Consider the following 26,050-nt stretch of genomic DNA (forward strand, 5'->3'; position numbering starts at 1 on the left):
ACGATGGCGACACGTCCGATCACCGCCGAAGAGCATGCGCGCATCACCGCCGCTATCCGGGCTGCCGAGCAACAGACCGACGGCGAAATCTACTGCGTCGTGGCGCGCGCCAGCGACAATTATTTCTATCCGGCCGCTTTCACCGCAACTCTTGCCATGCTGATCGTTTCCCTGTTGCTGACGATTGGCATCGAGGCCTGGTGGCTGTCGGTGCGGCTGCCGTATTTCGTTTCGGCCCAAGGCCTGGCGATCCTGTGCGTCTTTGCGCTCCTTTGGGCTTTTCCAGGTCTCAGGATCCACCTCGTGCCGCGGCGGCTCCGCTACCAGGCGGCGCACGCCAACGCGGTCAAGCAGTTCCTTGCCCGCAACGTCCATCTCACGAGCGCGCGCACCGGCGTGCTCATCTTCGTCTCGCTGGCCGAGCGCTATGCCGAGGTCGTGGCCGACAATGGGATTGACGGCCGCGTCGGCCAGCATGTCTGGGACGATGTCGTGCGCGACCTCATCGCTCACGCCCGCGGTGACCGTCTGGCCGATGGGTTCGTCACGGCAGTTGCAACGGTCGGTTCGGTGCTGGCGGAGCATTTTCCGGTATCGCCGGGCGATACCAACGAGCTCGACGACCATCTGGTCGAAATCTAGCCTCTAGCTCCGGCGATAAGGCGTTGCGCAGCGTTCCGCCGCAGCGCGTCGCCATCTCTACCCATAGCCCTGTGCGAATTGACGCCAGACTCTTTGCAAGCGCGCAACGTCGGGCTATGGTTAACAAATCATGAACACGTTGACGATCGACATCAGGAAGGCCGAACCGCGTGACGCGCGGGAGATCGCCGACGTGCACATGGAGGCCTGGCGCGGCGCCTATGCCGGCATCATTCCGCACCGGGCGCTGTCTTCCATGATCAACCGCCGGGGCGCCGACTGGTGGGCGAACGCGATACGCCGCGCCGCCACCGTTCTGGTCGTCGAGATCGGCGGCAACATTGCCGGCTATGCCACTATCGGCCGCAACCGCGCCCGCGAACTCAGGCAGCAGGGCGAGATCTACGAGCTCTATTTGCGCCCCGAATATCAGGGCATCGGCCTCGGCAGCAGGCTTTTCGCCGCCGCGCGCCGGGCGCTTGCCGATAATGGCCTGCGGGGCATGGTTGTCTGGGCGCTCGAGGACAACGCCAACGCGCTGGCCTTCTACACCGGCGCCGGCGGCCGCGATATCGCCGAGGGGGTCGAGATCTTCGAGCAGAGGGCTTTGAAGAAGATCGCTTTCGTCTGGGAATAGACAAGCCGGTGACCGGTGGCGCTTTCGCCGCATTGCACCGCAGCATTTGTCCCTCTATCGATTGCACAAGAGAGGGAGCACGCCATGCGCATCGAAGCGATAGCCATCGGGAAGAACCCGCCCGACGACGTCAACGTCATTGTTGAAGTTCCTGTCGGCGGCGAGCCGATCAAGTATGAGATGGACAAGGCCGCCGGCGCGCTCTTCGTCGATCGTTTCCTGCACACGCCAATGCGCTATCCCGGCAATTACGGCTTCGTGCCGCACACCCTGTCCGGCGATGGTGATCCGATCGACGTGCTGGTGTGCAACACGCGAGAGCTGATCCCCGGCTGCATCGTCAATGTGCGGCCCATCGGCGTTCTCATCATGGAAGACAATGCCGGCCAGGACGAGAAGGTCATCGCCGTCCCGTCGCCGCATCTCACCAAGCGTTACGAGAAGGTGTTCAACTACACCGACCTGCCGCAAATCACACTGGACCAGGTCACGCACTTCTTCGAGCACTACAAGGATCTTGAACCCGGCAAATGGGTCAAGATTGCCGGTTGGCACGATGCCGCCTATGCCAAGAAGATGATCGTCGAGGCAATCGAGCGGGCCAAGGGCAAGTAGACCGCGCCTTTTCTGCCTTTTGCCGCTGGCAATGGCACAGTCCCGCGTTCCCGGCGGCGCGTTTTTCGTGCGCCAGGTTCTGGAAAGCCGTTGTTTGTCAGGCATGAATGCGACGCCAGCCAGATTGACTTCATGAGGTGTCAGGCGCGAACGACAACGTCTGACGGCCTTCCGGCCTGGCAGGCCCGTGCCATCCGGCCCGCGGATGGGCCGCTCGGCGAAGCGCCGACCGCCGCGCCAACAATACACACAGCGCAAGCGCCAGCGCCCGCAAACTCCCGGCGAGACGCACAGCATCGCCGGCCGTTTCCGGTGCTTCCGCTGGCCCATCTGCCGGCATCGGCGCTCCGGTCGCCAGAGCGATGACGAAGGGGCGGGCCACGGCCTCGCCATGGCTCAGGATTTCGAGCACCTGCCGGCGGCGGCGGTAAGGCGCACAGGCGGCAAGGTCGGCGAGATCGGCGAGAACGAAAAGCAGCGCCGCGATGCGCTCCAGCACATCGCGGCTCCAATCTGCTTCCCAGGTCCCCATCCCATCCTCCGTTTCGATTGGGCAGAAGTATGGGAGAGGTTTTCGGGGTGTGGACAGATTTTCGCGGGAGCGGCGCGATTCCTCCCCTCAAGGGAAGGCGCCACACCGTCTCAATTGTCCACCCGGCCGAACGCCGGAACCGCGCCGATCGTCACGCGCTGGTCCTTGCCGCAGGTGAAGGCGCGCACCTTTTCGTCCGCCAGCTTCTGCGCCGCCGCGTTGGCGTCCGGAACGCCGCTGGCCAGCACCAGCCCGACCGTGCAGCCCTGCTTCTCCTCCGGCTGGCCGACTTTCGAGACCACCAGCACCTCGATCTTCTTGTCCGACCCGTCGGCGCTGGCGACGGAACGGCGATGGATGGTGGCGAAGGGCACGACGATATCGCCATCGGTCTCGATGCGCCATTCGATCCTTGGACCGCCGGAATTGAAACCGACGAAGCTCTCCCAAACCGCCGTCATGTCGGCGGCCGGAAAGCCGTAGTAAAGCGATTCCCGCGCATCGTCATAGGCGATCATCACCGGATAGCCGCGATAGCCCGAGCAGACGAGGTCGGACCAGTCGCCCTCGCCCTCCTCCGCCTGGGCGTAAGTGGCGCAGTCCGTCTTCCAGTCGAGATCGGTATAGGCGCTCGAAATGTCGCCCGCCCGGGCGACGCTGCAAAAACCGACTGCGGCAAGGATCAAGATCAGCAAGCGCATGCGGACATCTCCATCGCAATGGCTTCGCAGATTATCGCTCAAACGACGACGGCGCTAGCGTGTCGGCAGACCCGCGATCCGGTCAATCAGCACGGCCGGATCGCCGGCGATATGCAGGGTCTTCAGCCGCGCGGTGTCACCGGCGACAACGGATATCGCCGACGTTGGTGTTCCGAGCGCTTTGGCGACAAGCCCGATGAGCGCCGCGTTGGCGAGACCCTTCTCGGGCACAGCGCGCACGCGGGCCTTGAGATGAGTGCGGCCGTCGACGGTTTCTTCCACGCCCTCAAGCCTGTCGAGCGAGGATTTCGGCGTCAGCCGCACAAACAAATCGATCCCGTCGCTGCGAAGCCGGAACGGTGCCCTCACAATCAGCCGAGCAGAGCCGGGGCTATAGTGTAGATGATGAACTGCTGCAGGAAGAACAGGATCAGCAGGAGAATGATCGGCGAGATGTCGATGCCGCCGAGGTCGGGTATGAAGCGGCGTATGGGCCGCAGGGCCGGCTCGGTAAGACGGTAGAGCGCATTGCCGATCGTGCCGACGAACTGATTGCGCGGGTTGACGACATTGAAGGCGTAGAGCCAGGAAAAGACGGCCGAGGCGATAATGATCCACCAGTAGATATTCAGCGCCATAAGAATGGTTTGAATGAGGGCGTACATACCGGTCTCCGATTGTTGCCGACATGTAGCCACTGCAGCCGAATGCGGCAAGAGCAGGCTCGCCTGAAGTGTCTTGTGGGCCCCAAGCCGTTGCAATGTGGCCCGACGATGGCCTTTCCTTCCAATATTTCCGCACTTTCAGCGAACACGGCACGAAAGCGGGAGTGCATCGAGATCATTTCAGGTCCAGCTTGCTCTGACGACAAGGGTCCTTGATGGAGCTCGCTTGTCACCCGCAATGCTTGCTTGACAGCTGCCCGGCCCGCCACATAAATGCGCCATCCGCTGGACGGGGCTGTAGCTCAGCTGGGAGAGCGCGTCGTTCGCAATGACGAGGTCAGGGGTTCGATCCCCCTCAGCTCCACCAACGGCGGGTCACCGTATTGATGGTTACGAAGTGTCTCGGGCAGCGTCGTGCGCGTGTCGACAGCGAACCCGTAGGTTCGACCGTTGATCCCGGAGTCGTTTGTCCATTGTAGGAATGTCCTTTAGCCCCATGCTCATGACGCGCCGACCCCAGCATCGTGGTGGTGGCGCAACCGTTGCGCGGACTGGTCCCTCGTGAGCAGCTGGGGTCGTCGTCCGGTCATGCCTGGCCTCATGCGGAGCATGACGAGAAGCGATGACCTGCCGTTCTGTTTCTTGCCATGACGCATTCGATCTCCCTGCCGACTCGTGGTTGCCGCACTGAAATATTAGTGTAATGATCGATCATACTGGCGTGCATGCGGAAGAGTTGATGCCTCGTCAAAATGACTGCAAATCGCAAGGATACACGGGATCGATAGCTTTTTGCGTTGCCCTCAATGCCTGCATCACGGCCGCCTTTTCCGCCACGCTGCCGATTTTCCTGACGGTAAAGCTTGGCGCCACTTACTTCGATGCAAGCCTTTTCATGGTAGCCGGGACGCTCTCTTCTTCGGCCGCCGTCTATATGCTGGGCAGGATCGGCGACGTACCGCGACTGCGCTACCCCATCACGATAGCAACCGCCCTTTGCGGACTGGCCGGCAGCCTGTGCCTGGCTTTGGCGACCAACTACTGGGTCTATTTTCTCGTCTTCGCGTCCCTGATCGCGATAGCGGGGAGCCTGTTCTCGCAACTGATGGCGCTTGCCTTCATTAACGACCGATCTTCGACCGGCTTTATCCGCGCGCTGGCAAGCGCCGGCTGGGTGGCGGGACCGCCTTTCGGGGGGCTCATTGCCACCGTCTACTCACAGGCCGCCGTGTTCTACGCGGCGGCCGCGGCCTATGCGCTGCTGGCGGTTTTCATCGTCGGGACCAAGGCTTTCTTTTCCCAGAAAACCCCGTTTGCAGCGGAATCCGCGAAGCCGGCCGCACAGGGGACGTCCGGGCAGCAGTCGATCGTCCTCACCGTGCTCACACTGTCATCCGTGCACCTGCTGATTTCAATCTGCGCGCTCGGCATACCGTGGCGGCTCGCGCAGATCGGCGGGACGGAATTTCATGTCGGACTGGCCTTCTCGATCGCGGCCGCCATCGAAGTCCCGATCATCGCCGGCTCGAACGCCATAAGGAACCGGTTCGGCTATGCGAGGATACTGCTCCTCTCATGCGCCCTGCTTTGCGTCTATTTCCTGACCGCCGCGCTGATGGAAAATCTGTTCGGATTGATTTCCCTCAGCGTGATCAACGGCATCGTCACCGGTACCATGATGGGTCTCAGCCTGATCGTTCTTCAGGAGCGGCTGGCCGACCGGCCCGCCCACGCCAGCTCGATCTACTCCAACATCCTCCGGCTGTCCTATGTCGGCGCTCTTCTGGTCGCGGGCGTGATCGCGCAGATCATTTCAGTCGTCGCCATCTTCTGGATAGCGGGCGTTATGGCGTTTTGCCTGTGCGTCGGACTGGTCGTCTGGCGGCCGTTCGGCTCCATGGACGCCTTCGCGGCAGAGGCTCCGCGGCACGGGCAATCCTGACCTTGCCAAGCAGAGGCGCTGCACGAAGCGGAGGCACTCCTTCAACTATGCCGGTTCGGGCCTTCAAGCCTGGTGCGCTTGCCTGCGAAGCGCCGGCAGCTGGAAACGGCGCCGGTGAAGGGCTTGCGGCGCCACCGCTGTCCTGCGGCCGGACGGCAGCAGCCGATGCCAGTCGACCCGTTCGCCGGCGAGCCATGCGGCCACTGCCTTGTGGATGTCCGGCTGGACCGCCGGACTTTCCATGAGGGCCGATCCGGGATCGCGTTGTCGCAGCCCTTGCATCAGCTCGTCCCTGGACGTGACAAGAAAAGCCGCCCGCCGTTGCTGTTGGGGCATGCCAACGGCGAGCGTAAAGGAGATGTCCGGCAGGGTGGCCGGCGGGCCGCCTTCCAGCCACTGGACCATCTGTTGCGCACGGGCGGACAGGCCGGCCTCGTCCTCAGCGGACAACAGGATGGGATACGGCGTGTCGGCGCCGCTTTCGCTGACAGGCGCTTGACCGAGCACCACATGCGCGTTGCAACCGCCCAGCCCGTAGGCATGGACGCCGGCCATCAGCGGGGCGCCGGCGCTGAATGCACCCAGCGGCGCGTCGGTTTGGAGAACCCGAACTGCGCGAGGACGCAATGTTTCGCCCTCGATCAATGTACGGTGCGAGCGGGTGGCCGGCATGACGCCTTCCTTCATGCCCATGACCACCTTGATGATCTGCGATAGTCCGCCGGCGGCTTCCAGAAAGCCGATATTGCCTTTGACCGAGCCGACTTGGATGCCATCGGCGAACACGTTCTGGAAAGCCAGCAGTTCGCTGAGATCGCCGCTGCCGCCATTGCCATGTGCCTCGACATAGCCGACGGCCTCGGGGTCGATGCGATGGCGGCGATAGGTATGCCGGATCAGCTCGGCCTGTGCGGAAGCGCTCGGGCGGGTGAGCCCGCCCGACGTTGCGCCCTGATGGTTGACGCCGCCGCCAAGGACGACGGCGTGGATCGTGTCGCGGTCGCGAATGGCGCGGTCGAGCGGCTTGACGACAAGGGCGGCGGCGCCTTCGCCCAGCACTTGGCCGCGCGAATCCCTGTCGAAAGGCGCGCTTTGCCCCGACAGGCTGAGCAGGCCGAGTTCCTGCAGCCTGACCAGACGGCTCGGTTCCAGAAGCAGGCTCACCCCGCCGACGATCGCCTGCTCGCACTCACCATTCCTGATTGCCTCGACCGCGCGGTGAACGGCGACCAGCGCACTTGAGCACGCCGTATCCACGACCTCGCTCGGCCCGCGCAGGTCCAGCGCATAGGAGATGCGATTCGGCACCATCGTGTGGGCACTGCCGGTCGCCAGATACATGCTGGAGATATCGTCCCAATCCCCGGCGCGCGCATAGAACTGGAAATCCGGATTGTAGACTGCGACGAAAACCCCGGTGGTCCGCCGCGCGAAATCGGCGTGATCGTAGCCGGCATTCTGCACGGCCAGCCACGCTTCCTCCAGCATCAGGCGCTGATGCGGATCGATCGTCTCCGCCTCGCGCGGGGAGATGCGGAACAGCGCATTGTCGAAGGCGAATATATCGTCCAGCACGCCCATTTTCGGCACGCGGATGCGGTCGTCGCCGCACCAGTCCCAGCGTTCGCGCGGTGGTGGCGAGAAGAGATCGGCGCCCTCGATGAGGGAGCGGTGATACGCTTCCGGGCCGACGCTGCCGGGAAAGCGGCACGACATGCCGACGATCGCCATCGCCGCCGGAGCCCCGGCGTCAATGTCCTGTTGTTGCGAGTCCTGGCTTTCCGATTGCTTCTTCATGCCGTCGGCCGCTCAGGCTTCCACCGTTTCGAAGCTGTGCTTGAGCTCGGCGAGATAGGGCAGGTTCAGGCGAATATCGGCGACGGTCGGGCCATAGTCGAGCAGGCAGGCGATCTCGTCGACGCCGGCTTCCGCGGCCGTCAGCGCGAACCGGCGCGTATCGGCGACCGTGCCGAACAGGGCGGCGGTGCCGAAATAGCGTTCGAAAGAGTATTCGGCCATCTTGTCGATTTCGTCGGCCGAGAGCTGATGCCCGACATCGACGGCCCCGCCTTGCAGGTGGCTTTTCAGGCTGGTCTTGATGTAGTCCAGGAATGGCCCCCGAACTGCGCGATGGACGGTGTCCATGTCCTCATGGACGAATGTGTGCAGCATAAGGGTGACGGTGCCCGTGGCGGGATCGAGCCCAGCGCTTTCCCGCCCCTGCCGGTAGAGCGTCACTTTCTGCGCCAGCTGTTCGAGCGAGATGCCGGAGAGCATCGTCAGAACGTTCATGCCGAGCTCGCCGGCCTTGCGGAACGATTCAGGCTGCTTGGTCGCGGTGAGCCACAGGTTCAGCTCGGGCTGGACCGGACGCGGATAGGTGACGATCTGCGTCGGTTTCTGCGCGCCATTGGGATAGGACGTCGGCCGCCCCGACCAAAGGTTGCGGATTTCGTCGATGCGGTCGAACCAGAGGTCGCGCAGATTGGCGAAGGCGCCCGGCGCCAGCACGAAATCATTGACGTTCCAGCCGCTCGCCAGGGCAAGATCGACGCGGCCATTGGAGAGGTGATCGACCACCGACCACGATTCCACGATGCTGGCGGGATGATGCAACGGCACCACGACGCTGCCGGCGCGCAGCCTGATGGTCCTGGTGATCGACGCCAGATAGGCAGCAACCACCGCCGGGTTAGGGTAGATCCCGCCCATCGTATGGAAATGACGTTCCGGGATCCACACCGCCTCGAAGCCGTGCCGGTCGCCATACTTTGCCATTTCCGAAATGACGGCATAGGCGCCTCCAGCTTCCTCGGGATAGGAGTTGGAGAAGAAGATCAGGCTGAACTTCATGATCGGTCCTCGATAACCGCATCTCCGGACCCGCCGGGACAGGTTGCGACAGGCGACAAATCACGCCTTGCCGCAAGGGCGGAGAAGCCGGTCCGGCTCTGGACCGGACCGGCTTGCCGCATCAGAACGCCGGTTCGACCGAGTCGACGTTTTCCTTGGTCGCCACGGTCAACGGGATCGGAAGGCGGTCCTTGACCTCCTTGCCGTCCATGATTTCGGCCATGGTGTTGATCGCAAGCTTGCCGTCCTCGACGGGCGACTGGACAATCGTCGAGTACATCTCGTCGGTCTTGATGGACGCGAAAGCGTCCTTCTGCCCGTTGATACCGACGATTGGCGGCGCCTTCTTGGACGGGTTGGCCTCCTTCCAGGCATCGATGAAGCCGCGGGCCATGGTGTCGTCATTGGCATAGACGCCGCTGATCTGGTCGCCGAAGCGGGTGATCAGGTCGCGGCTGACGACGAGGGCCTTCTGCTGGTCGAAGTCGGCATTGACCGTGTCGAGAACCTTGATTTCGGAATTGGTCTCCTTGAGACGGTCATTGAAACCGTCGACACGGCCGATGGTCGTGCCATTGCCAGCCTGGCCGGCAATGATGACGACGGAGCCCTTGCCGTCCAGCGCCTTGCTGAGCGAGTCCGCCGCGAGCTTGCCTTCCTCGTAGACGTCCGGACCGGTGAACGACTTGATGAACGGCTTGGCGTCGTCACCCATGGGTGAGTTGATCAGGATCGCCGGGATGTTCGCCTGCTGCGCGCGGGCGAGGCCGGGGATGTATGCCTGCGGGTCTAGCGGCCACAGGATGATGCCGTCGACCTTGCGGGCCACGCAGGTGTTGAGCTGCTCGGTGCCCTTCTGCACATCGAAGTCCTGGCTGAGGCTGAGGACCTCGATGCCGAGTTCGTCGGCGCGCGCCTGAAGCGCCTTGTTGGCCGGCGTCGCATAGGCATGCGAATCCGCCGCGGTCACATAGCAGACGGTCTTTGCGCTGGCCCAGCCTGTCGATGCCAGCACCACCGCCATGGCGGTGATGTGGAGCATGCTTCTCTTGCCAATCATACGTTTCCTCCTTGAGTGATTGGATTGTCGCGAACGAGCGCGGGGCGTGTGCCCGGAGCCCTCCCCTTGGTAGTCACGGCCCGATCGAGCACGACGAGCAGGATCAGGATAAGCCCGGATACGACCTGCTGGACGTATGCGGGAATGGACTGGAACTCCATTGCGATGGTCAGCGACCCGATGGTGAGCACGCCGCCCAGCGTGCCGAGCGCGGATCCCTTGCCACCTTCGAGGCGCGTGCCGCCGACCACGACCGCGGCGATGACTGCGACCGTCAGTTCGGAGCCGAAAACGGGCGAGCCGGTGTTGGTGACGAGGCTCTGGAGAACGCCGGCCAGCCCGGCCAGCGTGCCGGCGAAGACGAAGCCGAGAAAAAGGATGCGGTCCGAAGCGATGCCGCTGTCTTTGGCCGCCACCGGATTGGAACCGACAGCGAAGACGTTGCGGCCGGGCACGGTGCGCGTGAGCCAGAAATGCAGCAGCACGATGAGCACGATGAAAAGCGCGCTGCGGACGGTGAATATCTCCAGGAAGACCTGCGCGAACGCCAGCGACAACATGATGTCCGTGCCCGTCACGGGCTGGCTGTTGGTGATCCAGTGCGCGAGGGAGCGGAAGATCAGCATGGTCGCCAGCGTCAGCACCAGCGAATTCACCTTCAGCCCGGCGACGAGCAGACCGTTGATCGCACCGGCCAGCGTGCCGACCAGAATGCCGACGATCGCGGCGGGCAGGACTCCGATCTCACGCTGCAGGATGACGGAGACGATGCCGGCAAGCGCGAAGACCGCGCCGCCCGACAGGTCGATCTGGCCGGCGATCAGCAGCACTGTCAGGCCGATGGCGATAAGCCCGATGGTCGCCGCCCGGTCCAGGCCGAGGCTGAGGGTCGACGTCGCAAGGTAACCGGGAACGACCAGCGAGGAGATGATCAGCGTCAGGCCGAGAATGATGGCGACGCGATGCTGCGAGATGAGTGCCAGGAAACGCATCACGCTCCTCCCCTTTTGCGCAGGGCCGCGTCGACGCCGACAGCGCCAACGATCAGGGCGCCGAGCACGAAACCCTGGATCGGCGTGCGCACGCCGTTCAGCACCATGACGTTGGTCAGGAGCTGCACGAAGATGAGTCCGGCGATGGCGCGCGGGACGGAGCCGAAGCCGCCGATGATCGAAACGCCGCCGACGACGACCGCAGTGATGGCGCTGAACTCGTAGCCTGCGCCGATAAGCGGGCGTGCACTCTGCAGCGTCAGGCCGAGCAGGCCGCCGCTGATGCCTGAAGCCAGCGCCGTTATGACGAAAGCGCCTGCCTTGACCGCCTTGACCGGGACCGCGCTGGCCTCGGCCGCGCTGTAATTGCCACCGGTTGCGAGCGTCCATCGCCCCCAGAAGGATCGCGACAGCAGGAAATGGCCGACAAGGGCGATGGCAAGAAAGATCAGCACGACGACCGGGATCCCGAACAGCCGCCCCTTGGCGAATTCGGCCGAGGCCGGGTTGCTGCCATAGACGATGACGCCGCCGACAGCCGCCTGGACGATGCCGAGGCTGATCGTGCCGACACCGAGCGTGGCGATGATGGGATTGATGCCGATATATCCGACCAGTACCCCGTTGAGCAGGCCGATCAGCCCGGCGAGGCCGACCGCGAGGACGAAGGCCGGCACGGGCCCGATCATCGGCTGCAGCCCGAGCGACAGGATGGCGCCGCAGGCGATGGTGGCCGGCACCGAAAGGTCCGCCAGGCCGCCGGCCACCAGCACGAATGTCATGCCTACCACGACGATGCCGACGATGGACATCGACGTCAGCACGTTGAGCAGATTGCCGGCGGTGAAGAAGGCGGGACTGACAAAGGAGCCGTAAAGCACGACGGCCAGAATGGCGAAGCCAAGCCCTGCTTTGGACAGCATGTCGGCAAGCTTGCTGCCGCGGGTAAAACGGTCGTTGCGGGTCACGCCGCTGATCTCCATGGCGGTATCGGTCACGCTATCTCCTCCCCGGTCGCCAGCGCCATGATGCGTTCCTCGCTGAGTTCCTTGCGGACCAGCGGCTGGGAAGCATGTCCGTCACGCATGACGACGACGCGGTCGCAGACCCCGAGGATTTCCGGCAGCTCGGACGAGATCATGACGACAGCCATGCCGCCGGCGACGAGCTGGCCGATGATGTGGTGTATCTCGGCCTTGGCGCCGACATCGACACCGCGCGTCGGCTCGTCCAGGATCAGAACCCGGGGATTGGCGGCAAGCCATTTGGCGATCACCGCCTTTTGCTGGTTTCCGCCGGACAGGAGGTTGATGCGCCTTTCGCCGTCCGGTGGCGAAATGGAGAACTGCTTCACATAGCCTGCCGCCAGCGAGCGATCGGCGCTGCGCCTGATGCGTCCGAACCGGGTCAGGCGCCGCAAGATCGGCAGGCTGATGTTCTCGCGGATCGACATGCCGGGCACGATGCCGTCGCCCTTGCGGTCCTCGGGCACATAGGCGATCCCCGCCTTGACCGCATCCGAGGGAGAGTTGATGGAAACCTTCCGTCCATTGACGCTGATCGACCCCTCGATCAGCGGGGACAGGCCGAAAATGGCCCGCGCGACCTCGGTGCGGCCGGCCCCGACCAGGCCGGTCAGCCCCAGAATCTCGCCGGCTTTCACATCGAAGCTGATGTCACGGAAGCGGAGGCCATCGCTGAGGCCATCGACACGCAACACGGAGTTGCCGATTTCGGCGGGGCTTTTCGGGAAGACGTTGCTGACCTCGCGCCCAACCATAAGCCGGATCATCCCAGCGGCCGTTATGCCATGGATCGGCCGCGTCTCGATCATGCTGCCGTCACGTAGCACCGTCACCTCGTCGGCGATCTCAAGCACTTCCTTGAGCCGGTGGCTGATGTAGACGATGGCGATGCCGTCGTCGCGCATCTTGCGCAGTATCCTGAACAACGCCGCCGTCTCATGTTCGCTAAGGCTCGATGTCGGCTCGTCCAGGACGATGATCCTCGGCTTCGCCGCATAGGCCTTGGCGATCTCGACGAGCTGCTGCTGGCTGATCGACAGGTTTCCGAGCCGCTCGCGCGGGTTGATGGCCGCGCCCAATTCGTCGAGAACCGCGGCAGCCCTGGCGATCATCTCGCTCTTGCGCAAAAGACTCCACCGGGCGGGCATGCGGCCGAGATAGACATTCTCGGCGACTGTGAGGTCGGGGACCAGGTTGATTTCCTGGTGCACCATGCGGATGCCGAGCGCCTGCGCATCAGCGGGCCGGCGCATGCGCACTTCCGAGCCGCCGACATGGATCGTGCCGCTAGTGGGCGCATATGAACCGTTGAGCACCTTCATGAGCGTCGACTTGCCAGCGCCGTTCTCGCCCACGACGGCATGGACCGTGCCGAACTTCACGGAGAAGTTGACGTTGGACAGGGCCTTCACGCCCGGAAACGTCTTGCTGATGCCTCGCATATCCAAGGCGCAATCGGCTGCAGTCATGTCTGGCTAGGTTCCTCCCTGGCAAGATAGCCGCACAATCCGCAGAGGAGATTTACGCGACCGGAGGAGACTATTGCACTAATATAACAGTTCTGACAAGCTGGAATTCAGTTGTTTTGGGCGCTGTTCAGCGCTCGAACGGCACCCATCGGGAGGCAGGTGCATTCCGTTTGACATTCTAATATAATCTTATCATTTCAGGTCAACAAAACTCGGGATTTCCCATGGACCTCGACCCTTCGACTCTGAACCGGGCCCTGCCGCTGCGCGACCAGATCTACTACAAGATCCGAAACATGATCGTCGTCGGGCGGCTGAAACCCGGCGACGTCATCAATGAAGTGGCCATCGCTGAAGCCCTGGGCGTGTCCCGCACACCCGTGCGGGAAGCGGTAAAGCGCATCAGCGATGAAGGGCTGGTCAAGATCCTGGCGCAGACCGGAACCTATGTCGCGCCCATCAGCCGGGCAGATCTCGAAGAAGCCTATGTCATCAGACGGGCGCTGGAGATGGAAAGCGCAAGGCGCGCCGCCGACAAGCTGACGCCTGTCGCCAAGGAAACGCTGGAAGACAATATGGCGGCGCATCGCCTCGCCATATCGCGGGGCCGATACGCCGTGGCAATCCAGCTCGACGATGTGTTCCATCGCACCATCGCCGAGATTTGCGGCATGCCGATGATCTGGAGGGCGGTCGACATCTCCAAGGCGCAAATGGACCGAGGCCGTTATCTGGCGATCCCGAAACCCGGCTATGGCGAACAGACGATCGAGCAGCACGAAGCGATCCTGGACGCGCTGGAACGCCATGACGCCGAGGCTGCCGCTCAGGCCATGGAGCATCACCTCGAGACGTCGTTCCGCAATACGCTCGACGTCGCGGCCGAACTTCTCGGCTGACGGTCGGACCAGCAACGGACAGGGCAATATGAAGCGAATGGGGCTTTGCATCGGCGTGAAAGCCGAGGCGCTCGAGGAATACAAGCGGGTCCATGCCGATGTCTGGCCGGAAGTGCTGGACGTCATCAGCCGCGCCAACATCCGCAACTATTCCATCTTCCTGCGCGAACCGGAGAACCTCCTCTTCGCCTACTGGGAATACCACGGCAGCGACTTCGCGCGTGACGCCGAGCTCATGGGCGAATCGGAAGCGATGCAGAAATGGTGGAAGCTTTGCGACCCCATGCAGCATCCCTTGCCGACACGCGCAAAGGGCGAGTGGTGGGCTGCGATGGAAGAGGTTTTCCATCTGGACTGATCCCCGGTATCCGGATCGCGCCCCCGCAATTCACCATGTTTCCCGCGCCAGGCGGCGTGGCCCTCGTTCGCCGTGGCACCCTTGCCGACCAGCCCTCACCGCCCCGTCGCACAGTTCCGCTGCGCGGCTTGACCATTGTCATTCTATTATATTAGTATTCAGAATCATTTTTGCGCATCCGGCCCCTGCCGAGCGCCTTTTCAGAGTTTGGGTAATGACGCGGTTCATCAAGCTTTCGGACGCCGATAATATTCTGTTGGCAGTCGATCCGTTGAAGGTCGGAGACAAGGCCGGAGAGGTGGTCGCCAGGGCGCGCATACCGCGCGGCCACAAGATGGCGCTGCGCGATATTCCGGCGGACGAGGCGATCGTCAAATACGGCCAGACCATCGGCTTTGCGCGCGTGCCCATCGCCGCCGGCGACTGGATCCATGAGCACAACGTCTACCTGCGCGATTTCGAGCGCGATTATGGATTTGGCGCAAACGTCAGGGACACGCCTATGGTTTCCGAGGCGGAGCGCGCCACCTTCATGGGCTACCGAAGACCGAACGGCAAGGTCGGCACGCGCAACTACATCGCCACCCTGACATCGGTGAACTGCTCGGCCAGTGTCGCGCGCTTCATCGCCGACGAGATCAACCGGTCCGGTGTCCTGCGCGACTATCCCAATGTGGACGGCGTCATCTCACTGGTCCACGGCACGGGCTGTGGCATCGACGTCAAGGGGCCGGCCTACGATCTGCTGAAGCGCACGCAATGGGGTTTCGCCACCAACCCCAATGTCGGCGGCGTGCTGATGGTGGGCCTTGGCTGCGAGGCGTTCCAGATTCCGCGCTGGATGCAATCCTACAATATCGAGGAAAGCACGACCTTCCGCACGATGACGATCCAGGAGACCGGCGGCACCCGCAAGACCGTGGACGCGGGCGTCAAGGCGATCATGGATATGCTGCCTGTCGTCAATACCGCGGAGCGCACGCCCCAGCCTGCTTCCGAACTCGTGCTGGCGCTGCAATGCGGCGGTTCCGACGGCTACTCGGGCATCAGCGCCAATCCGGCGCTCGGCGCGGCCGTCGATCTGCTGGTCGCGCAGGGCGGCACGGCTGTGCTTTCGGAGACGCCCGAGATCTACGGCGCCGAACATCTTCTCACGCAGCGCGCCGAGAGCCGCGAGGTGGGCGAGAAGCTGATCGAGCGCATCCGCTGGTGGGAGGACTACACCGCCAGGCACGACATGGAGATGAACAACAACCCATCACCCGGCAACAAGCTGGGGGGGCTGACGACCATCCTGGAAAAATCGCTCGGCGCATCGGCCAAGGGCGGCACGACCAATCTGCGCGCAGTGCTGGAATATGCCGAGCCGATCAACGAACGCGGCCTGGTCTTCATGGATACGCCCGGCTACGACCCGGTCTCGGCGACAGGACAGGTCGCGGGCGGCGCCAACGTTCTCTGCTTCACCACCGGACGCGGCTCCGCCTTCGGCTGCAAGCCGACGCCGTCGATCAAGCTCGCTTCGAACACCTTCATCTACGAACAGATGCGCGACGACATGGACATCAACTGCGGCGACATACTGGACGGGGTGACGCTGGCGCAGAAGGGCGAAGAAATCTTCGCCGAGATCCTGCGCGTCGCCTCCGGAGGCCGCACCCGCTCCGAAGGCCTGGGCTATGGCGACAACGAGTTCGTGCCGTGGAGCCTCGGCGCGACGATGTAGCAATCAGCGCGACCTGAGCGGGATGCGCCCGTTCAGGTCTGCGCGTAGGCTTCAGGAAACCAGCCCCTTGCTCCTCAGCGCCTGCCACAGTTCGTCTGGCAGGGGCCTTTCGAACCATTCGACATTCTGCCGGACACGATCGGGGTGCTTGGCGCCGATCAGCACCGAGGTCACTGCCTCGTGCTGGAAGGGAAACTGGATGGCGGCTGCGGCGAGCGGCACGTCGAATTCGTCGCAGACCTCTGCAAGTGCATCCACCTTGGCGGCAACCGCCTCGGGAACGTCCTTGTAGTTGAACTTGCGGTTGCCGGCGTTTCCGGCGGCAAGAATGCCTGAGTTGAAAACGCCGCCGATGACGATGGACATGCCGTCGCGATGCGCCTTCTCCAGCAGTGTATCGGCATTCTGCTCCAGCAAAGTGTGGCGGCCGGCGAGCAATGTGCAGTCCAGGCGCGCTTCGCCCATGGCGTCGAGAACCACCTCGGCTTCATTCACGCCGAGACCGAAGCCGCGGATGATGCCGGCGTCCCGCAAGTCCGCCAGCGCGCGGAAGCCGCCGCCCCTGGTCAGTGCGTCCCAGTGGAATTGCGACGCGTCGGTATGCGTCAGTTTTCCTATGTCATGGACGAACAGGATGTCGATTTGCGATCGGCCCATGCGCTGCTGGCTGTCGTCGAAGCTGCGCATGATCGCGTCATAGGAATAATCGAACACCTCGCGGAACGGCAGGCCGTTCTCCCAACCGGCGTCGAGCGGGTTCTTCTCCGCGGCGGGGGGCAGGATGCGGCCGGGCCGCTCGCGCGTCATCAGGCGCCCGACCTTGGTGCTGACCACAGCGGGTGCAGCCGGAACCTGCTCGCGCAGGAAATAGCCGAGCATGTGTTCGGCGCGCCCAAGCCCATACATGGGCGCGGCGTCAAAATAGTTCATGCCGGCATCGAGCGCGGCCCGCAAGGTCACCATACAGGTTGCCGCATCCACCGGCGCATAAAGCCCGCCCAGCGACGCGCAGCCCATTCCGAGCGCGGTGATCTCCAGACCAGTTCCGCCCACGGCGCTCTTTTTCTCGACCTTCACAGTCCCTCCAATCCTGCAGGCCGGAAAAATCGCATCGCCTGCTTGTCGGAGTTGTTACACTAATATAATGATCCCGATCAAGCCTTGCGCTGGCGCCTTGATGCGGCGTGGAACCGGCGTGAGGAATTGGGCCGGCACCCGTCCGCGGGTTGCTGCGGGTCTGCGAAACATCTTAGGGAGAGCGCGCGCGACATGAACAGGATCGATCTTGACGGCGAACACGCCGTGGTAACGGGCGGCGCACAAGGCCTCGGCTTTGCGATGGCGAAGCGCTTCGTCGCTTCTGGTGCAACCGTCACCTTGTGGGACCTGGACGAGGCCCGGCTCGAAACCGCGAAGAAGGAACTGGGCAGCGCCGCATCGACCGAAATCGTGGATGTGGCTGACTGGGCTTCCGTCGATGCGGCGCGCGCCCGTACGGAAGGACGCGCCGGCAAGATTTCGATCGCCGTCAATTCGGCGGGCATAGCCGGCCCGGCCGCGCCGCTCGATACCTATGACATCGAGACGTGGAAGAAGGTCATCGACGTCAACGTCAACGGCACCTTCTATGTCAACCGCGCTGTGGTTCCGGGCATGAAGGCGCGCAATTACGGGCGTATCGTCAACATCGCCTCGGTGGCCGGCAAGGAAGGCAATCCCAACGCCGCCGCCTATTCAGCCTCGAAGGCCGCGGTCATCGGGCTGACCAAGTCGCTCGGCAAGGAGCTCGCCCAGTACGACATCGCCGTCAACTGCATATCGCCGGCCACGGCGCAGACGCGCATCCTCGAGCAGCTGACGCCGGAGCATATCGAGTATATGCGCTCGCGTATTCCGCGTGGCCGTCTGCTCGAGGTCGACGAGGCCGCCGCCATGGTGGCCTGGCTGGTCTCGAAGGAAAACAGCTTCACCACGGCTTCGACCTTCGATCTGTCGGGCGGACGGACGACCTATTAACGGCACGCCGCCGCGAACACGATCGCGGCGAATGTGTGCGTCAGGCCGGCCGTCTTCGAGGCGACGAGGATAGCCGGCGATCTGGAGGAGATGGAAGGAAGCATGGTCAGGGAAACCAAGTTCGCGGCAAGCGTCATCATCCCGACGTATAACCGTCAGGAAATGCTCTATCAGAACCTGCAGTCTCTCAAGGCGAGCGCGATCTCAAAGGACGATTTCGAGATCATCGTCGTCGATGACGGCTCGTCGGACAACACGCTCGACGTGGTCCGCAACTTCACCGACAGTTGCCAGATACGCTACGTCTATCAGCAGGACAGCGGCTATCGAGCCGGTCGCGCCCGCAATCTTGGTATCGAATTGTCCGAAGGAGCCGTCTGCATTCTCCTTGATTGCGGCATCGTCGTGTCCCAAGGCTTCGTTCAGGCCCATATCGACGCGCACGCGAAGCCGAACTCTGTCGTGCTTGGTTATCTCTACGGCTTCTCGAACACCGACGACCATGCCGAGGAACTCGACGCCGCGGTCGCGGAAATGAATCTTGCCGACGTCGATCGGACCATCGACAAGCTGCGCGAGACCGGCCGCTTCCCCGATTTGCGGGAGGCGACTTACGCGGCTTGCGCCGACAACATGTCCGCCCTGCCAGTGCCATGGTCGATCGCCTGGTCCGGCAACATCTCCGTCCGGCGCGACAGGCTCGGCGACCGCTTCCGCTTCGATGAAAACTACCGCACATGGGGCGCCGAAGACATCGACTTCTCGCTAACGCTGTTCGAGAGCGGAGCGCAGTTTTCGATATGCCGTGACGCCTGTGGCATTCACCTGCCGCATTCGAAGTCGCATGAGGTCAACTCGCGCTCGTCCCGGCCCAACAAGATCTATCTGCACAGCAAGTTCAAACGGCCGGAAACCGAACTCTTGATCGACATCCAGTCCTGGGAGCTCAACGCACACCTGATGCGCCAGGCGGCGAACGTCGCCTGACCGCTCCCGCAAGTCCTGAAAGGTAATAGGAAATGAAACTTCTCCGATACGGCGCGGCCGGTTCAGAACGGCCCGGCCTGCTCGACGGCGACGGCCGCATCCGCGATCTTTCCGGCATTGTTGACGACATTGGCGGGCGCTGGCTGGCCGACTTGTCCTGGACGCTTTCCCTCGATGTTGCGAAGTTGCCGGTCGTCGAAGGCGAGCCGCGTCTCGGCCCGTGCGTGGCCGGCACCGGCAAATTCATCTGCATCGGGCTGAACTACGCCGATCATGCCGCCGAGTCCGGACTGGAAGTGCCCCCGGAACCGGTGATCTTCATGAAGGCGACCTCGGCCATCTGCGGGCCGAATGACGACGTCGTCATTCCACGCGGATCGACTGCCACCGACTGGGAGGTCGAGCTCGGCGTCGTAATCGGCAAACCGGCTAAATATGTTTCCGAGGCCGAGGCGCTGGATCATGTGGCAGGGTATTGCGTCATCAATGACGTGTCCGAACGCGACTTCCAGACCAAGCGCTCCGGACAATGGACCAAGGGAAAATCCTGCGACACGTTCGGCCCGATCGGGCCGTGGCTGGTGACGCGCGACGAGGTCGCCGATCCGCAGAAGCTGAAAATGTGGCTGAAAGTCAGCGGCGACACGAAACAGGACGGTTCGAGCAGTACGATGGTCTATGGCGTCGCTCACTGCATCAGCTACCTATCGCAATTCATGACGCTGCATCCAGGCGACGTGGTTTCCACCGGCACGCCGCCCGGCGTGGGGCAGGGGTTCAAGCCGCCGCGCTATCTCAAGGCGGGCGACGTCGTCGAACTCGGCATCGAGGGGCTCGGTGCGCAACGGCAAAACGTCCGCGCCGACACCTGACGAGCAGACCGGCTTCGCGCCTGCAGAAGCCGGCTTCTCAAAATGGAAAGCGGCCGCTGTCTCTAGCGGCGGCTTGCCGACGCTGCCGAAACCAGTTCCGCCAGTTCGCCGAACGACCGCGTGAAGATGTCTTCCATTTCCGGGCGGGTGCCGAATTCGGTCTCGATCCGCCCGGCCAGAACCGGCGCCACCAGTGAATCCCCGCCGAGATCGAGGAAGTGGTCCTGCGACCCGACGCTCTCGCATTTGAGTATGACGCGTGCCAGTTCCAGGATCCGCTCTTTTACCGCGTCGGGGTCTGTCGCAGCCGTGCTATCCATTGCCTGTTGCTCCTGTCGTATCTTTGCGGCTCCTCGTTGGCTCGCCGCCTTCCGGTTTCCACAGGCAACCCTGGTATTCCGCGCCTGTGAGGATCGGTGCTACCGGCGTCAGGACACGCGCCACATGGGCTTCCGCGTCGTCGCGAAACAGGTCACGGCCTATGGCTGAGACAAGCTGCGGAATGCCAAAACGCATGCCGCTGACCTCGCCGGGATTACGGCCGTTGGAGAGCATCGCACCGGCACTGAAGAAATGGATGTTCCGCAGATAGGGCGCCGTGCCGGCTTCCTTCTCGGTGAAGGCGAAGCCGGGCGTCAGATAGGGATAGCGCGCCAGGTCCGCATTTTCCTGCCCCGGTTCCGGATGATAGCGGTCGCGCCACAGTGCGATCCGGTCGACAATGGTGGCTAGTTCGGGACGAGTGGACAGGTCGACGCTGTAGCCTGTGCCGGCGATCACGAAATCAAACGCAGGGCCGCTGTCGCGTCCGGCCAGGGTCAGGTGGATCGCGCCGTTTTCCGCCCTGAGCTTCGGGTCGCGCGCCCCGAGATGCAGATGGAAAGACTCGAACCGCTCGACGCGGCGTACCGTGTCGGGCACCGGCCCCTGGGCACGCCGGCAAAGGATGCTCATGATGCGCCAGCGGTCGGCGTCGGACAACTCGCGGTAATGCTCGACCGAACCGGGAAAATAAAGCGTCCGCATCAGCGAATACCGCTCGATATCGTCGTGCCGGCAAAACATGTGCACGGCAGCCGCGCCATTCTCGAGGGCGGCCGCCGCGGTATCGAAGGCGGCTGAGGCGGCCCCGAATATGGCGATGCGGCGACCTCGCAGCCGTTCGAAATCGAGGGGCTCTTCGGTGTGGGCATAGAACTGCTCGGGCAGGTAATGCCTGATGAAGGCAGGCACGTTGGCGTTGCCGCTGCCGGCGAAGCCGGTGGCCAGCACGATTTTCCGGCAGACCTCTTCAATCGGACTGCCGAAGACCGACAGTTTGAGCCGAAATCCTTCCCCGGCGGGTTCAATGCTCTCGAGGCGTGTATCGTACCGTACCGATATGCCCGTGGCTGCGCGGTACCACTTCAGATAGGCGGCCCATTCGAGCCGGGGGATGAACGTCATGGCGGCGTAAGCGGCTTCGCCGTGCCGGGCTTCGTACCAGGCCTGGAAGCCGAGTTCCGGTATGCCGAGTTCGGGTCCCGGCAGCGTCTTGGGCGAGCGCAGGTTGTTCATCCGCGCCGTCGTCAGCCAGACGCCCTCCCGGCCTTCGGAAGCGGCGTCGATGACGGTCGTCCTGGCGATCCCGGCGCGCCGTAGCGCGAAAGCGATGGCGACGCCGGACTGGCCACCGCCGACGACCGTCACGTCATGGTCGGTGCCCGGGCGCTCCGGGACCCAGTTATCGGGAGCCACCCCATGAAGCCGCAGGGCCCAGGCGACCGCCTCCTGGTGTAGGGCAATGGATGCCGTCCGCTCGTTGTCGGACAGGTTCCCGTTCAACTCACGGACATTCACGCCCATCCGCCTCAATCCTCCTGGAACCTGACGACGCGGAATTGCTCCGCGACACGCAGCAGCCGACTGCCGCTCGCGGCCTTGTCGCACTTGTCCTTCCTATTACACTAATATATTAGAACTGATCAAGGCGCTGATGCGGAGCGGTGTCCCATTTGCTGAGGAGGAGCAAAAACATGAACAAGCGTGCCGAGGTTCGACCCGTCGACACAGGTGAAAAGCCGTTTCTGCTTGAAAGCATCCAACAGGCTTACTGGGTCGGGCAGACGGCCGCGCTGGAGCTCAGCATACCGGCGAGCTACTACGTCGAAGCCGACATTCCGGCCGATCTGGCCGATGGATTGACGCCCGCCTTGCGGCGCGTCATCGAACGGCATGCCATGCTGCGCGCTGTCATCACACCCTCCGGTGAGCAGCAGGTGCTGCAGGACGTCGGCATCTACACCATCGACATACAGGACCTGCGAAAGCTCCCGCAAAGCGAACGCGGCCTGCGGATCGATGCACTGCGGACCGACATGCAGGCAAGGGAGTTGCTGTCCGGAACGTGGCCGCAATTCGATATACGCGCCACGCGCACCGATGCGGGTTTGCTGCTGCACATGCGCTTCGCGCTGTGGATGATGGATGGCTGGAGCTTCCATATACTGCTTCAGGAACTGCTGGCGCTCAGCGCGAACCCGCAAGCCGTCCTGCCGACGCCGGACATGTCCTTTGCCGACTATGTGGAGGCGCAGGGCGAAACGCGCCGGGGAGCGCGATGGCAAAAGGCGTGGGACTATTGGCAGCCGCGCATCGCTGATTTTCCAGGCCCGCCGGCGCTTCCCTTGAGCCGTGCGATGGGGGAGGGCCAGCCGCCGCGCTTTCGTCATCTCAGCCGCACGGTGAACGCCGCCGACTGGAAAAGCATTGTCGACATCTGCGCCAGAATGCGGGTCACGCCCAGCATGCTGGCCTGCGCGGTCTATACCGAGGTTCTGTCGCGCTATGCCGGCAGCCAGCATTTTGCCATAACCATCCTGCATTCCGGCCGCTTCCAGCACCTGCCGAGATCGGCCAACGTGTTCGGCAACTTCGGCACCACCATCCTCCTGGAAGTGGACGCGTCGCGCGATTGCACCTTCCTCGACCGTATCAAGACATTGCAGCGGCAGTTCTGGCGTGACAGCGAACGCCTGGAAGTTAGTGGCATGGACGTTTCGCGCGCCATGCAGCAGCGCGCCGGCACCGGACCGGGCGTCAGCGTGCCGGTAACCTTCACGGCCGTCACACCGGCAGCCGACGGCGATGGAAAGGAACGGCCCCGCGCCCGCATCGATCACGCCTCGGCCCGCCTGGAGGTGCCGCAGGTCTATCTCGATCACCAGATGCATCTTTGCGACGATGGCTCCGTCGTCTTCAACTGGGATTATGTCGAGCAGATATTTCCCGCCGGCTTCGTGCAGGAGCTTTGCGACGCGCATCACGACCTGATTTCCCGGCTGGCCAACGACGAACAGCTCTGGCACCAGAAGGAGCCGGGAACGGACAATCGTCGCGCCCCCGTTCCGGCCGCGACGCCGGCTTGCATCCTGCAGCGGCTGGAGAAAAGCTTCGACCGGCAGGCCGTCGATCATCCGGACAGGATTGCCGTGATCGCAGGCGAGCGGGCCATGACCTATGGCGAGTTGCGCCAGCACGCCCTGGCCCTTGCTGCCGAACTCGCCAGCAAGGGCGTCAAACGCGGCGATCTGGTCGCGGTTTCGCTGACAAAGGGTTGGGAGCAGGTCGCCTCCGTGCTCGGCATCCTCTACGCCGGCGCCGCCTATGTACCGGTCGATCCCGAGCTTCCGGAAGAACGCCGCAAGCTGCTCGTCTCCAGCAGCGGAGCCCGCGTCGTGCTGACGCAGCAGGCCCTCGACGGGTGTCTGGCCCAGCCTCAGGTCGTCCGCATCGCGGTCGATGCCCTTGCGGCAAGCAGTACAGACCATGTCCCGGGGCCGTCCGGAGACGTCGGCGATCTCGCTTATGTGATCTTCACCTCGGGCTCGACCGGAATTCCCAAGGGCGTCATGATCGATCATCGCGGCGCGGCGAACACCATCGCGGATCTCAATGACCGTTATACGGTCGGACCGGCAGACAAGGTGCTCGCCCTGTCTTCGCTGAGCTTCGACCTGTCGGTCTATGACATTTTCGGTACGCTGGCGGCGGGCGCCACCATCGTCATGCCCGACCCCGGGCGCACCAAGGAAGCGTCGCACTGGCGCGAGCTGGGGCGCCGGCATGGCGTGACCATCTGGAACTCGGTTCCCGCCCTCATGCAGCTCGCGGTCGAAGGCACGCAAGGCGCCGCAATGCCGTCGCTGCGGCTGGTGATGCTCAGCGGCGACTGGATCCCCCTGAATTTGCCGGATCGTATCCGTCCGGCAGCGCCCGGGGCGCAAATATACAGCCTTGGCGGCGCGACAGAGGCCTCGATATGGTCCGTGCTCTACCCGATCGACGCGGTCGATCCCGAATGGCGCTCGATCCCTTATGGCCATGCAATGGATCATCAGTCGATCCACGTTCTCGACGCCAATCTCATGGTCTGTCCGCCCTGGGTTCCGGGCGATCTTTACATCGGCGGCATCGGCGTCGCGCTCGGCTATCTGGGCGACGAGGCCAAGACGGCGGCCAGCTTCATTATCCATCCAGTCACGGGTGAACGGCTCTACCGCACCGGCGACCTGGGGCGCTATCTCGGCGACGGCGAAATCGAGTTCCTTGGACGCAAGGATTTTCAGGTCAAGATCCAGGGCTATCGGGTCGAATGCTCGGAGGTAGAAGCTGCCTTGCTTGCCGGCCCGGAGCTGCGGGCCTCCGTGGTCTCGGCTGCTGCCGACAGCGCAGGCACGCGGCATCTCGTGGCCCATATCGTGCCGAAAGCGGATCGCCGGAATATTGATATCGCTGCGCTTCGCGAGCGGCTCCGCGCGAGTTTGCCGGCCTATATGGTTCCGAGTTTCTTTGTCGAACTGGACCGGCTACCGCTCAGTGACAATGGCAAGGTCGTGCGTTCTGCCCTGCCCAAGCCCGACTTCGGCTCGCGCGAAAGGACGGAGCGTGCTTACGAACCGCCTCGCGACAGCCTTGAAGAAGCCATAGCGGCCCTGTGGCGGGAAGTCCTCGCTACAAGCGAGATCGGCCGCAACGACAACTTCTTCGCGCTCGGCGGCTCCTCCTTCGCCGGCATGCGATTGATGGCGAAGCTGGAAGAGCGCTTCGGCCGGACCATGCCCTTCGCCATGCTGATCAGCCATCCGACGCTGGCGGAAATGGCGGAGGTAGTGCGCGGCGAGGCGGGCGTGCCCGATGCTTCCCTCATTGTGCGTATACGCGCAGGCGATGACGGCGCGCCGCTGTTTTGCGTTCATCCCATTGGCGGCAACGTCATGTGCTATGCGCCGCTGGCGCAAGCGCTCGAGCCCGGCAGGCCGATCTATGGCATTCGTGCGCCGGGCCTTGCCTCGGACCGGGAGACCCCGCTCGCTTCCATCGAGGAGATGGCCGCCCGTTACGTCGATGAGATACGCTCGGTGCAGTCCGATGGACCCTATCACCTCCTCGGCTGGTCGCTTGGCGGGTTGGTGGTGCAGGAGATGGCGCGCCACCTCGCCATGGAAGGGGAAACCCTGGGGCTGGTGGCGATGATCGACAGCGCCGTGCCGAAGGCGCCATCTCCGGCGGCGGAGCCTTTGCCACCGGTCCGCTTCCAACGGTTCGCCAACGATCTGGCCGCCGTCGCCAACCTGCAGCTGGACGGTGCGGACCATGAGCTTGGAAACCTGTCCGACGAGGCGCGTTTCGCCTGGCTGGAGCGCCGGATGGAACAGGCTGGCATTGCGATGACCGGCGCGGCGATCAAGTCCGTGTACGATGTCTTTCAGGCGGGCTCCGAAGCACTCGACGCGCACGCGCCACGCAGCGTCGATGCCGGGGTGCTTCTGTTTGCAGCGGACCGAAGGCCGGACGCCGCCTGCATGCGGCAGACATGGCGCACGCTGATGCCAGGTATCGAGATCATCGCCATGGACGCCGACCACTACACCATCGTGAGAGCGCCGATGATCGATGCCATCGCGAAAAAGATAACAGCCGTAATGGCCAGGACCGAGGCCTCGGAACCAAGGCACGCGAACGCCAAGCCCAAGGCGCATTCAGGGGGCCACGGAGATCGCGCGCAGCGGCTCGGTTGA

24 protein-coding genes and 1 tRNA gene are annotated in these 26,050 nt (G+C 63.5%); 12 read left to right on the plus strand and 13 right to left on the minus strand.

Annotated elements, in window-relative coordinates:
• Positions 1-3: 3 nt before the first annotated feature.
• The 3 genes from J2X35_RS11775 to ppa all read left to right on the plus strand — a co-directional run bounded on the left by J2X35_RS11775 (position 4) and on the right by ppa (position 1,894).
• Positions 4-642, plus strand: coding sequence for a TPM domain-containing protein (locus J2X35_RS11775; protein ID WP_310185552.1), 639 nt, complete (start codon positions 4-6; stop codon positions 640-642).
• Positions 643-772: 130 nt separating this feature from the next.
• Complete coding sequence (locus J2X35_RS11780) at positions 773-1,279, plus strand: GNAT family N-acetyltransferase (RefSeq protein ID WP_056113534.1); 507 nt, start codon at positions 773-775, stop codon at positions 1,277-1,279.
• 84 nt (positions 1,280-1,363) lie between these two features.
• Positions 1,364-1,894: an inorganic diphosphatase gene (ppa, locus tag J2X35_RS11785; RefSeq protein ID WP_310185555.1), complete on the plus strand. Its 531-nt coding sequence runs from the start codon at positions 1,364-1,366 to the stop codon at positions 1,892-1,894.
• 130 nt (positions 1,895-2,024) lie between these two features.
• Here ppa and J2X35_RS11790 read toward each other — a convergent pair whose 3' ends face one another.
• From J2X35_RS11790 to J2X35_RS11805, 4 genes are all read right to left on the minus strand, one after another.
• Complete coding sequence (locus J2X35_RS11790) at positions 2,025-2,426, minus strand: hypothetical protein (RefSeq protein WP_056113527.1); 402 nt, start codon at positions 2,424-2,426, stop codon at positions 2,025-2,027.
• Positions 2,427-2,536: 110 nt separating this feature from the next.
• On the minus strand, positions 2,537-3,127 hold the full coding sequence (locus J2X35_RS11795; protein WP_310185558.1) for a hypothetical protein: 591 nt from the start codon (positions 3,125-3,127) through the stop codon (positions 2,537-2,539).
• 54 nt (positions 3,128-3,181) lie between these two features.
• The gene (locus J2X35_RS11800; protein ID WP_310185561.1) at positions 3,182-3,496 is read right to left on the minus strand and encodes a DUF167 family protein; all 315 of its coding nucleotides are present in this window, start codon (positions 3,494-3,496) and stop codon (positions 3,182-3,184) included.
• 2 nt (positions 3,497-3,498) lie between these two features.
• Positions 3,499-3,792 (minus strand): YggT family protein, encoded by a 294-nt coding sequence (locus J2X35_RS11805; RefSeq protein ID WP_310185563.1) that lies wholly within the window; start codon positions 3,790-3,792, stop codon positions 3,499-3,501.
• A 291-nt stretch (positions 3,793-4,083) separates the two neighbouring features.
• Here J2X35_RS11805 and J2X35_RS11810 point away from each other — a divergent pair.
• Positions 4,084-4,159 (plus strand) — tRNA-Ala (locus tag J2X35_RS11810).
• A gap of 372 nt (positions 4,160-4,531) precedes the next feature.
• The gene (locus J2X35_RS11815; RefSeq protein ID WP_310185566.1) at positions 4,532-5,734 is read left to right on the plus strand and encodes an MFS transporter; all 1,203 of its coding nucleotides are present in this window, start codon (positions 4,532-4,534) and stop codon (positions 5,732-5,734) included.
• A gap of 63 nt (positions 5,735-5,797) precedes the next feature.
• On the opposite strand, the gene J2X35_RS11820 is transcribed toward J2X35_RS11815, so the two are convergent.
• From J2X35_RS11820 to J2X35_RS11845, 6 genes are all read right to left on the minus strand, one after another.
• On the minus strand, positions 5,798-7,531 hold the full coding sequence (locus tag J2X35_RS11820; RefSeq protein WP_310185569.1) for a beta-ketoacyl synthase N-terminal-like domain-containing protein: 1,734 nt from the start codon (positions 7,529-7,531) through the stop codon (positions 5,798-5,800).
• 12 nt (positions 7,532-7,543) lie between these two features.
• Positions 7,544-8,587: a MupA/Atu3671 family FMN-dependent luciferase-like monooxygenase gene (locus tag J2X35_RS11825; RefSeq protein WP_310185572.1), complete on the minus strand. Its 1,044-nt coding sequence runs from the start codon at positions 8,585-8,587 to the stop codon at positions 7,544-7,546.
• 121 nt (positions 8,588-8,708) lie between these two features.
• On the minus strand, positions 8,709-9,647 hold the full coding sequence (locus tag J2X35_RS11830) for a sugar ABC transporter substrate-binding protein (protein ID WP_310185575.1): 939 nt from the start codon (positions 9,645-9,647) through the stop codon (positions 8,709-8,711).
• A complete protein-coding gene (locus tag J2X35_RS11835; protein WP_310185578.1) occupies positions 9,644-10,639 on the minus strand; it encodes an ABC transporter permease in 996 nt (331 codons plus the stop codon). The genes J2X35_RS11830 and J2X35_RS11835 overlap by 4 nt, the downstream gene beginning before the upstream one ends.
• Positions 10,639-11,637, minus strand: a complete 999-nt coding sequence (locus J2X35_RS11840; protein ID WP_244478779.1) for an ABC transporter permease — start codon at positions 11,635-11,637, stop codon at positions 10,639-10,641. The genes J2X35_RS11835 and J2X35_RS11840 overlap by 1 nt, the downstream gene beginning before the upstream one ends.
• Positions 11,634-13,133: a sugar ABC transporter ATP-binding protein gene (locus J2X35_RS11845; protein ID WP_310185582.1), complete on the minus strand. Its 1,500-nt coding sequence runs from the start codon at positions 13,131-13,133 to the stop codon at positions 11,634-11,636. The genes J2X35_RS11840 and J2X35_RS11845 overlap by 4 nt, the downstream gene beginning before the upstream one ends.
• A gap of 224 nt (positions 13,134-13,357) precedes the next feature.
• On the opposite strand from J2X35_RS11845, the gene J2X35_RS11850 reads away from it, so the two are divergent.
• The 3 genes from J2X35_RS11850 (at position 13,358) to J2X35_RS11860 (ending at position 16,116) form a co-directional block, all read left to right on the plus strand.
• On the plus strand, positions 13,358-14,032 hold the full coding sequence (locus tag J2X35_RS11850) for a GntR family transcriptional regulator (RefSeq protein ID WP_056113498.1): 675 nt from the start codon (positions 13,358-13,360) through the stop codon (positions 14,030-14,032).
• A gap of 28 nt (positions 14,033-14,060) precedes the next feature.
• A complete protein-coding gene (locus J2X35_RS11855) occupies positions 14,061-14,390 on the plus strand; it encodes an L-rhamnose mutarotase (RefSeq protein ID WP_310185585.1) in 330 nt (109 codons plus the stop codon).
• Between the two features lie 214 nt (positions 14,391-14,604).
• A complete protein-coding gene (locus J2X35_RS11860) occupies positions 14,605-16,116 on the plus strand; it encodes an altronate dehydratase family protein (protein WP_310185587.1) in 1,512 nt (503 codons plus the stop codon).
• 51 nt (positions 16,117-16,167) lie between these two features.
• Here J2X35_RS11860 and J2X35_RS11865 read toward each other — a convergent pair whose 3' ends face one another.
• Entirely contained in the window at positions 16,168-17,133 is a 966-nt protein-coding gene (locus tag J2X35_RS11865) for an aldo/keto reductase (RefSeq protein WP_310186138.1), read from the minus strand.
• Between the two features lie 252 nt (positions 17,134-17,385).
• Here J2X35_RS11865 and J2X35_RS11870 point away from each other — a divergent pair, with 252 nt between their 5' ends.
• From J2X35_RS11870 to J2X35_RS11880, 3 genes are all read left to right on the plus strand, one after another.
• Positions 17,386-18,132 carry an SDR family NAD(P)-dependent oxidoreductase gene (locus J2X35_RS11870; protein WP_310185589.1) on the plus strand — a complete coding sequence of 249 codons (747 nt, stop codon included), beginning with the start codon at positions 17,386-17,388 and terminating at the stop codon, positions 18,130-18,132.
• Positions 18,133-18,234: 102 nt separating this feature from the next.
• Positions 18,235-19,119: a glycosyltransferase gene (locus tag J2X35_RS11875; protein ID WP_310185591.1), complete on the plus strand. Its 885-nt coding sequence runs from the start codon at positions 18,235-18,237 to the stop codon at positions 19,117-19,119.
• Positions 19,120-19,151: 32 nt separating this feature from the next.
• A complete protein-coding gene (locus J2X35_RS11880; protein WP_310185595.1) occupies positions 19,152-19,991 on the plus strand; it encodes a fumarylacetoacetate hydrolase family protein in 840 nt (279 codons plus the stop codon).
• A 62-nt stretch (positions 19,992-20,053) separates the two neighbouring features.
• Here the strand turns inward: J2X35_RS11880 and J2X35_RS11885 are convergent, their stop codons facing one another.
• Together J2X35_RS11885 and J2X35_RS11890 are read right to left on the minus strand one after the other, a co-directional pair.
• Positions 20,054-20,311: a phosphopantetheine-binding protein gene (locus J2X35_RS11885; RefSeq protein WP_056113478.1), complete on the minus strand. Its 258-nt coding sequence runs from the start codon at positions 20,309-20,311 to the stop codon at positions 20,054-20,056.
• Positions 20,304-21,836, minus strand: a complete 1,533-nt coding sequence (locus J2X35_RS11890; protein WP_310185597.1) for an NAD(P)/FAD-dependent oxidoreductase — start codon at positions 21,834-21,836, stop codon at positions 20,304-20,306. The genes J2X35_RS11885 and J2X35_RS11890 overlap by 8 nt, the downstream gene beginning before the upstream one ends.
• Before the next feature lie 170 nt (positions 21,837-22,006).
• Between J2X35_RS11890 and J2X35_RS11895 the strand changes: the two genes are divergently transcribed.
• Positions 22,007-26,050: an amino acid adenylation domain-containing protein gene (locus tag J2X35_RS11895; protein WP_310185600.1), complete on the plus strand. Its 4,044-nt coding sequence runs from the start codon at positions 22,007-22,009 to the stop codon at positions 26,048-26,050.

The sequence above is a fragment of the Mesorhizobium sp. BE184 genome (assembly GCF_031457045.1).
In the GTDB taxonomy this organism is placed as follows: Bacteria; Pseudomonadota; Alphaproteobacteria; order Rhizobiales; family Rhizobiaceae; genus Mesorhizobium.

Excerpts from the sequence above, each read along its gene's own strand:
- J2X35_RS11835 (WP_310185578.1), bottom strand. The coding sequence starts at position 10,639 with ATGCGTTTCCTGGCACTCATCTCGCAGCATCGCGTCGCCATCATTCTC.
- J2X35_RS11895 (WP_310185600.1), top strand. The coding sequence starts at position 22,007 with ATGAACAAGCGTGCCGAGGTTCGACCCGTCGACACAGGTGAAAAGCCG.
- J2X35_RS11865 (WP_310186138.1), bottom strand. The coding sequence starts at position 17,133 with ATGGGCTGCGCGTCGCTGGGCGGGCTTTATGCGCCGGTGGATGCGGCA.
- J2X35_RS11795 (WP_310185558.1), bottom strand. The coding sequence starts at position 3,127 with ATGCGCTTGCTGATCTTGATCCTTGCCGCAGTCGGTTTTTGCAGCGTC.
- J2X35_RS11855 (WP_310185585.1), top strand. The coding sequence starts at position 14,061 with ATGAAGCGAATGGGGCTTTGCATCGGCGTGAAAGCCGAGGCGCTCGAG.
- J2X35_RS11815 (WP_310185566.1), top strand. The coding sequence starts at position 4,532 with ATGCCTCGTCAAAATGACTGCAAATCGCAAGGATACACGGGATCGATA.
- J2X35_RS11790 (WP_056113527.1), bottom strand. The coding sequence starts at position 2,426 with ATGGGGACCTGGGAAGCAGATTGGAGCCGCGATGTGCTGGAGCGCATC.
- J2X35_RS11820 (WP_310185569.1), bottom strand. The coding sequence starts at position 7,531 with ATGAAGAAGCAATCGGAAAGCCAGGACTCGCAACAACAGGACATTGAC.
- J2X35_RS11870 (WP_310185589.1), top strand. The coding sequence starts at position 17,386 with ATGAACAGGATCGATCTTGACGGCGAACACGCCGTGGTAACGGGCGGC.
- J2X35_RS11780 (WP_056113534.1), top strand. The coding sequence starts at position 773 with ATGAACACGTTGACGATCGACATCAGGAAGGCCGAACCGCGTGACGCG.
- J2X35_RS11850 (WP_056113498.1), top strand. The coding sequence starts at position 13,358 with ATGGACCTCGACCCTTCGACTCTGAACCGGGCCCTGCCGCTGCGCGAC.
- ppa (WP_310185555.1), top strand. The coding sequence starts at position 1,364 with ATGCGCATCGAAGCGATAGCCATCGGGAAGAACCCGCCCGACGACGTC.
- J2X35_RS11880 (WP_310185595.1), top strand. The coding sequence starts at position 19,152 with ATGAAACTTCTCCGATACGGCGCGGCCGGTTCAGAACGGCCCGGCCTG.
- J2X35_RS11875 (WP_310185591.1), top strand. The coding sequence starts at position 18,235 with ATGGTCAGGGAAACCAAGTTCGCGGCAAGCGTCATCATCCCGACGTAT.
- J2X35_RS11890 (WP_310185597.1), bottom strand. The coding sequence starts at position 21,836 with ATGGGCGTGAATGTCCGTGAGTTGAACGGGAACCTGTCCGACAACGAG.
- J2X35_RS11885 (WP_056113478.1), bottom strand. The coding sequence starts at position 20,311 with ATGGATAGCACGGCTGCGACAGACCCCGACGCGGTAAAAGAGCGGATC.
- J2X35_RS11860 (WP_310185587.1), top strand. The coding sequence starts at position 14,605 with ATGACGCGGTTCATCAAGCTTTCGGACGCCGATAATATTCTGTTGGCA.
- J2X35_RS11805 (WP_310185563.1), bottom strand. The coding sequence starts at position 3,792 with ATGTACGCCCTCATTCAAACCATTCTTATGGCGCTGAATATCTACTGG.
- J2X35_RS11775 (WP_310185552.1), top strand. The coding sequence starts at position 4 with ATGGCGACACGTCCGATCACCGCCGAAGAGCATGCGCGCATCACCGCC.
- J2X35_RS11845 (WP_310185582.1), bottom strand. The coding sequence starts at position 13,133 with ATGACTGCAGCCGATTGCGCCTTGGATATGCGAGGCATCAGCAAGACG.
- J2X35_RS11830 (WP_310185575.1), bottom strand. The coding sequence starts at position 9,647 with ATGATTGGCAAGAGAAGCATGCTCCACATCACCGCCATGGCGGTGGTG.
- J2X35_RS11825 (WP_310185572.1), bottom strand. The coding sequence starts at position 8,587 with ATGAAGTTCAGCCTGATCTTCTTCTCCAACTCCTATCCCGAGGAAGCT.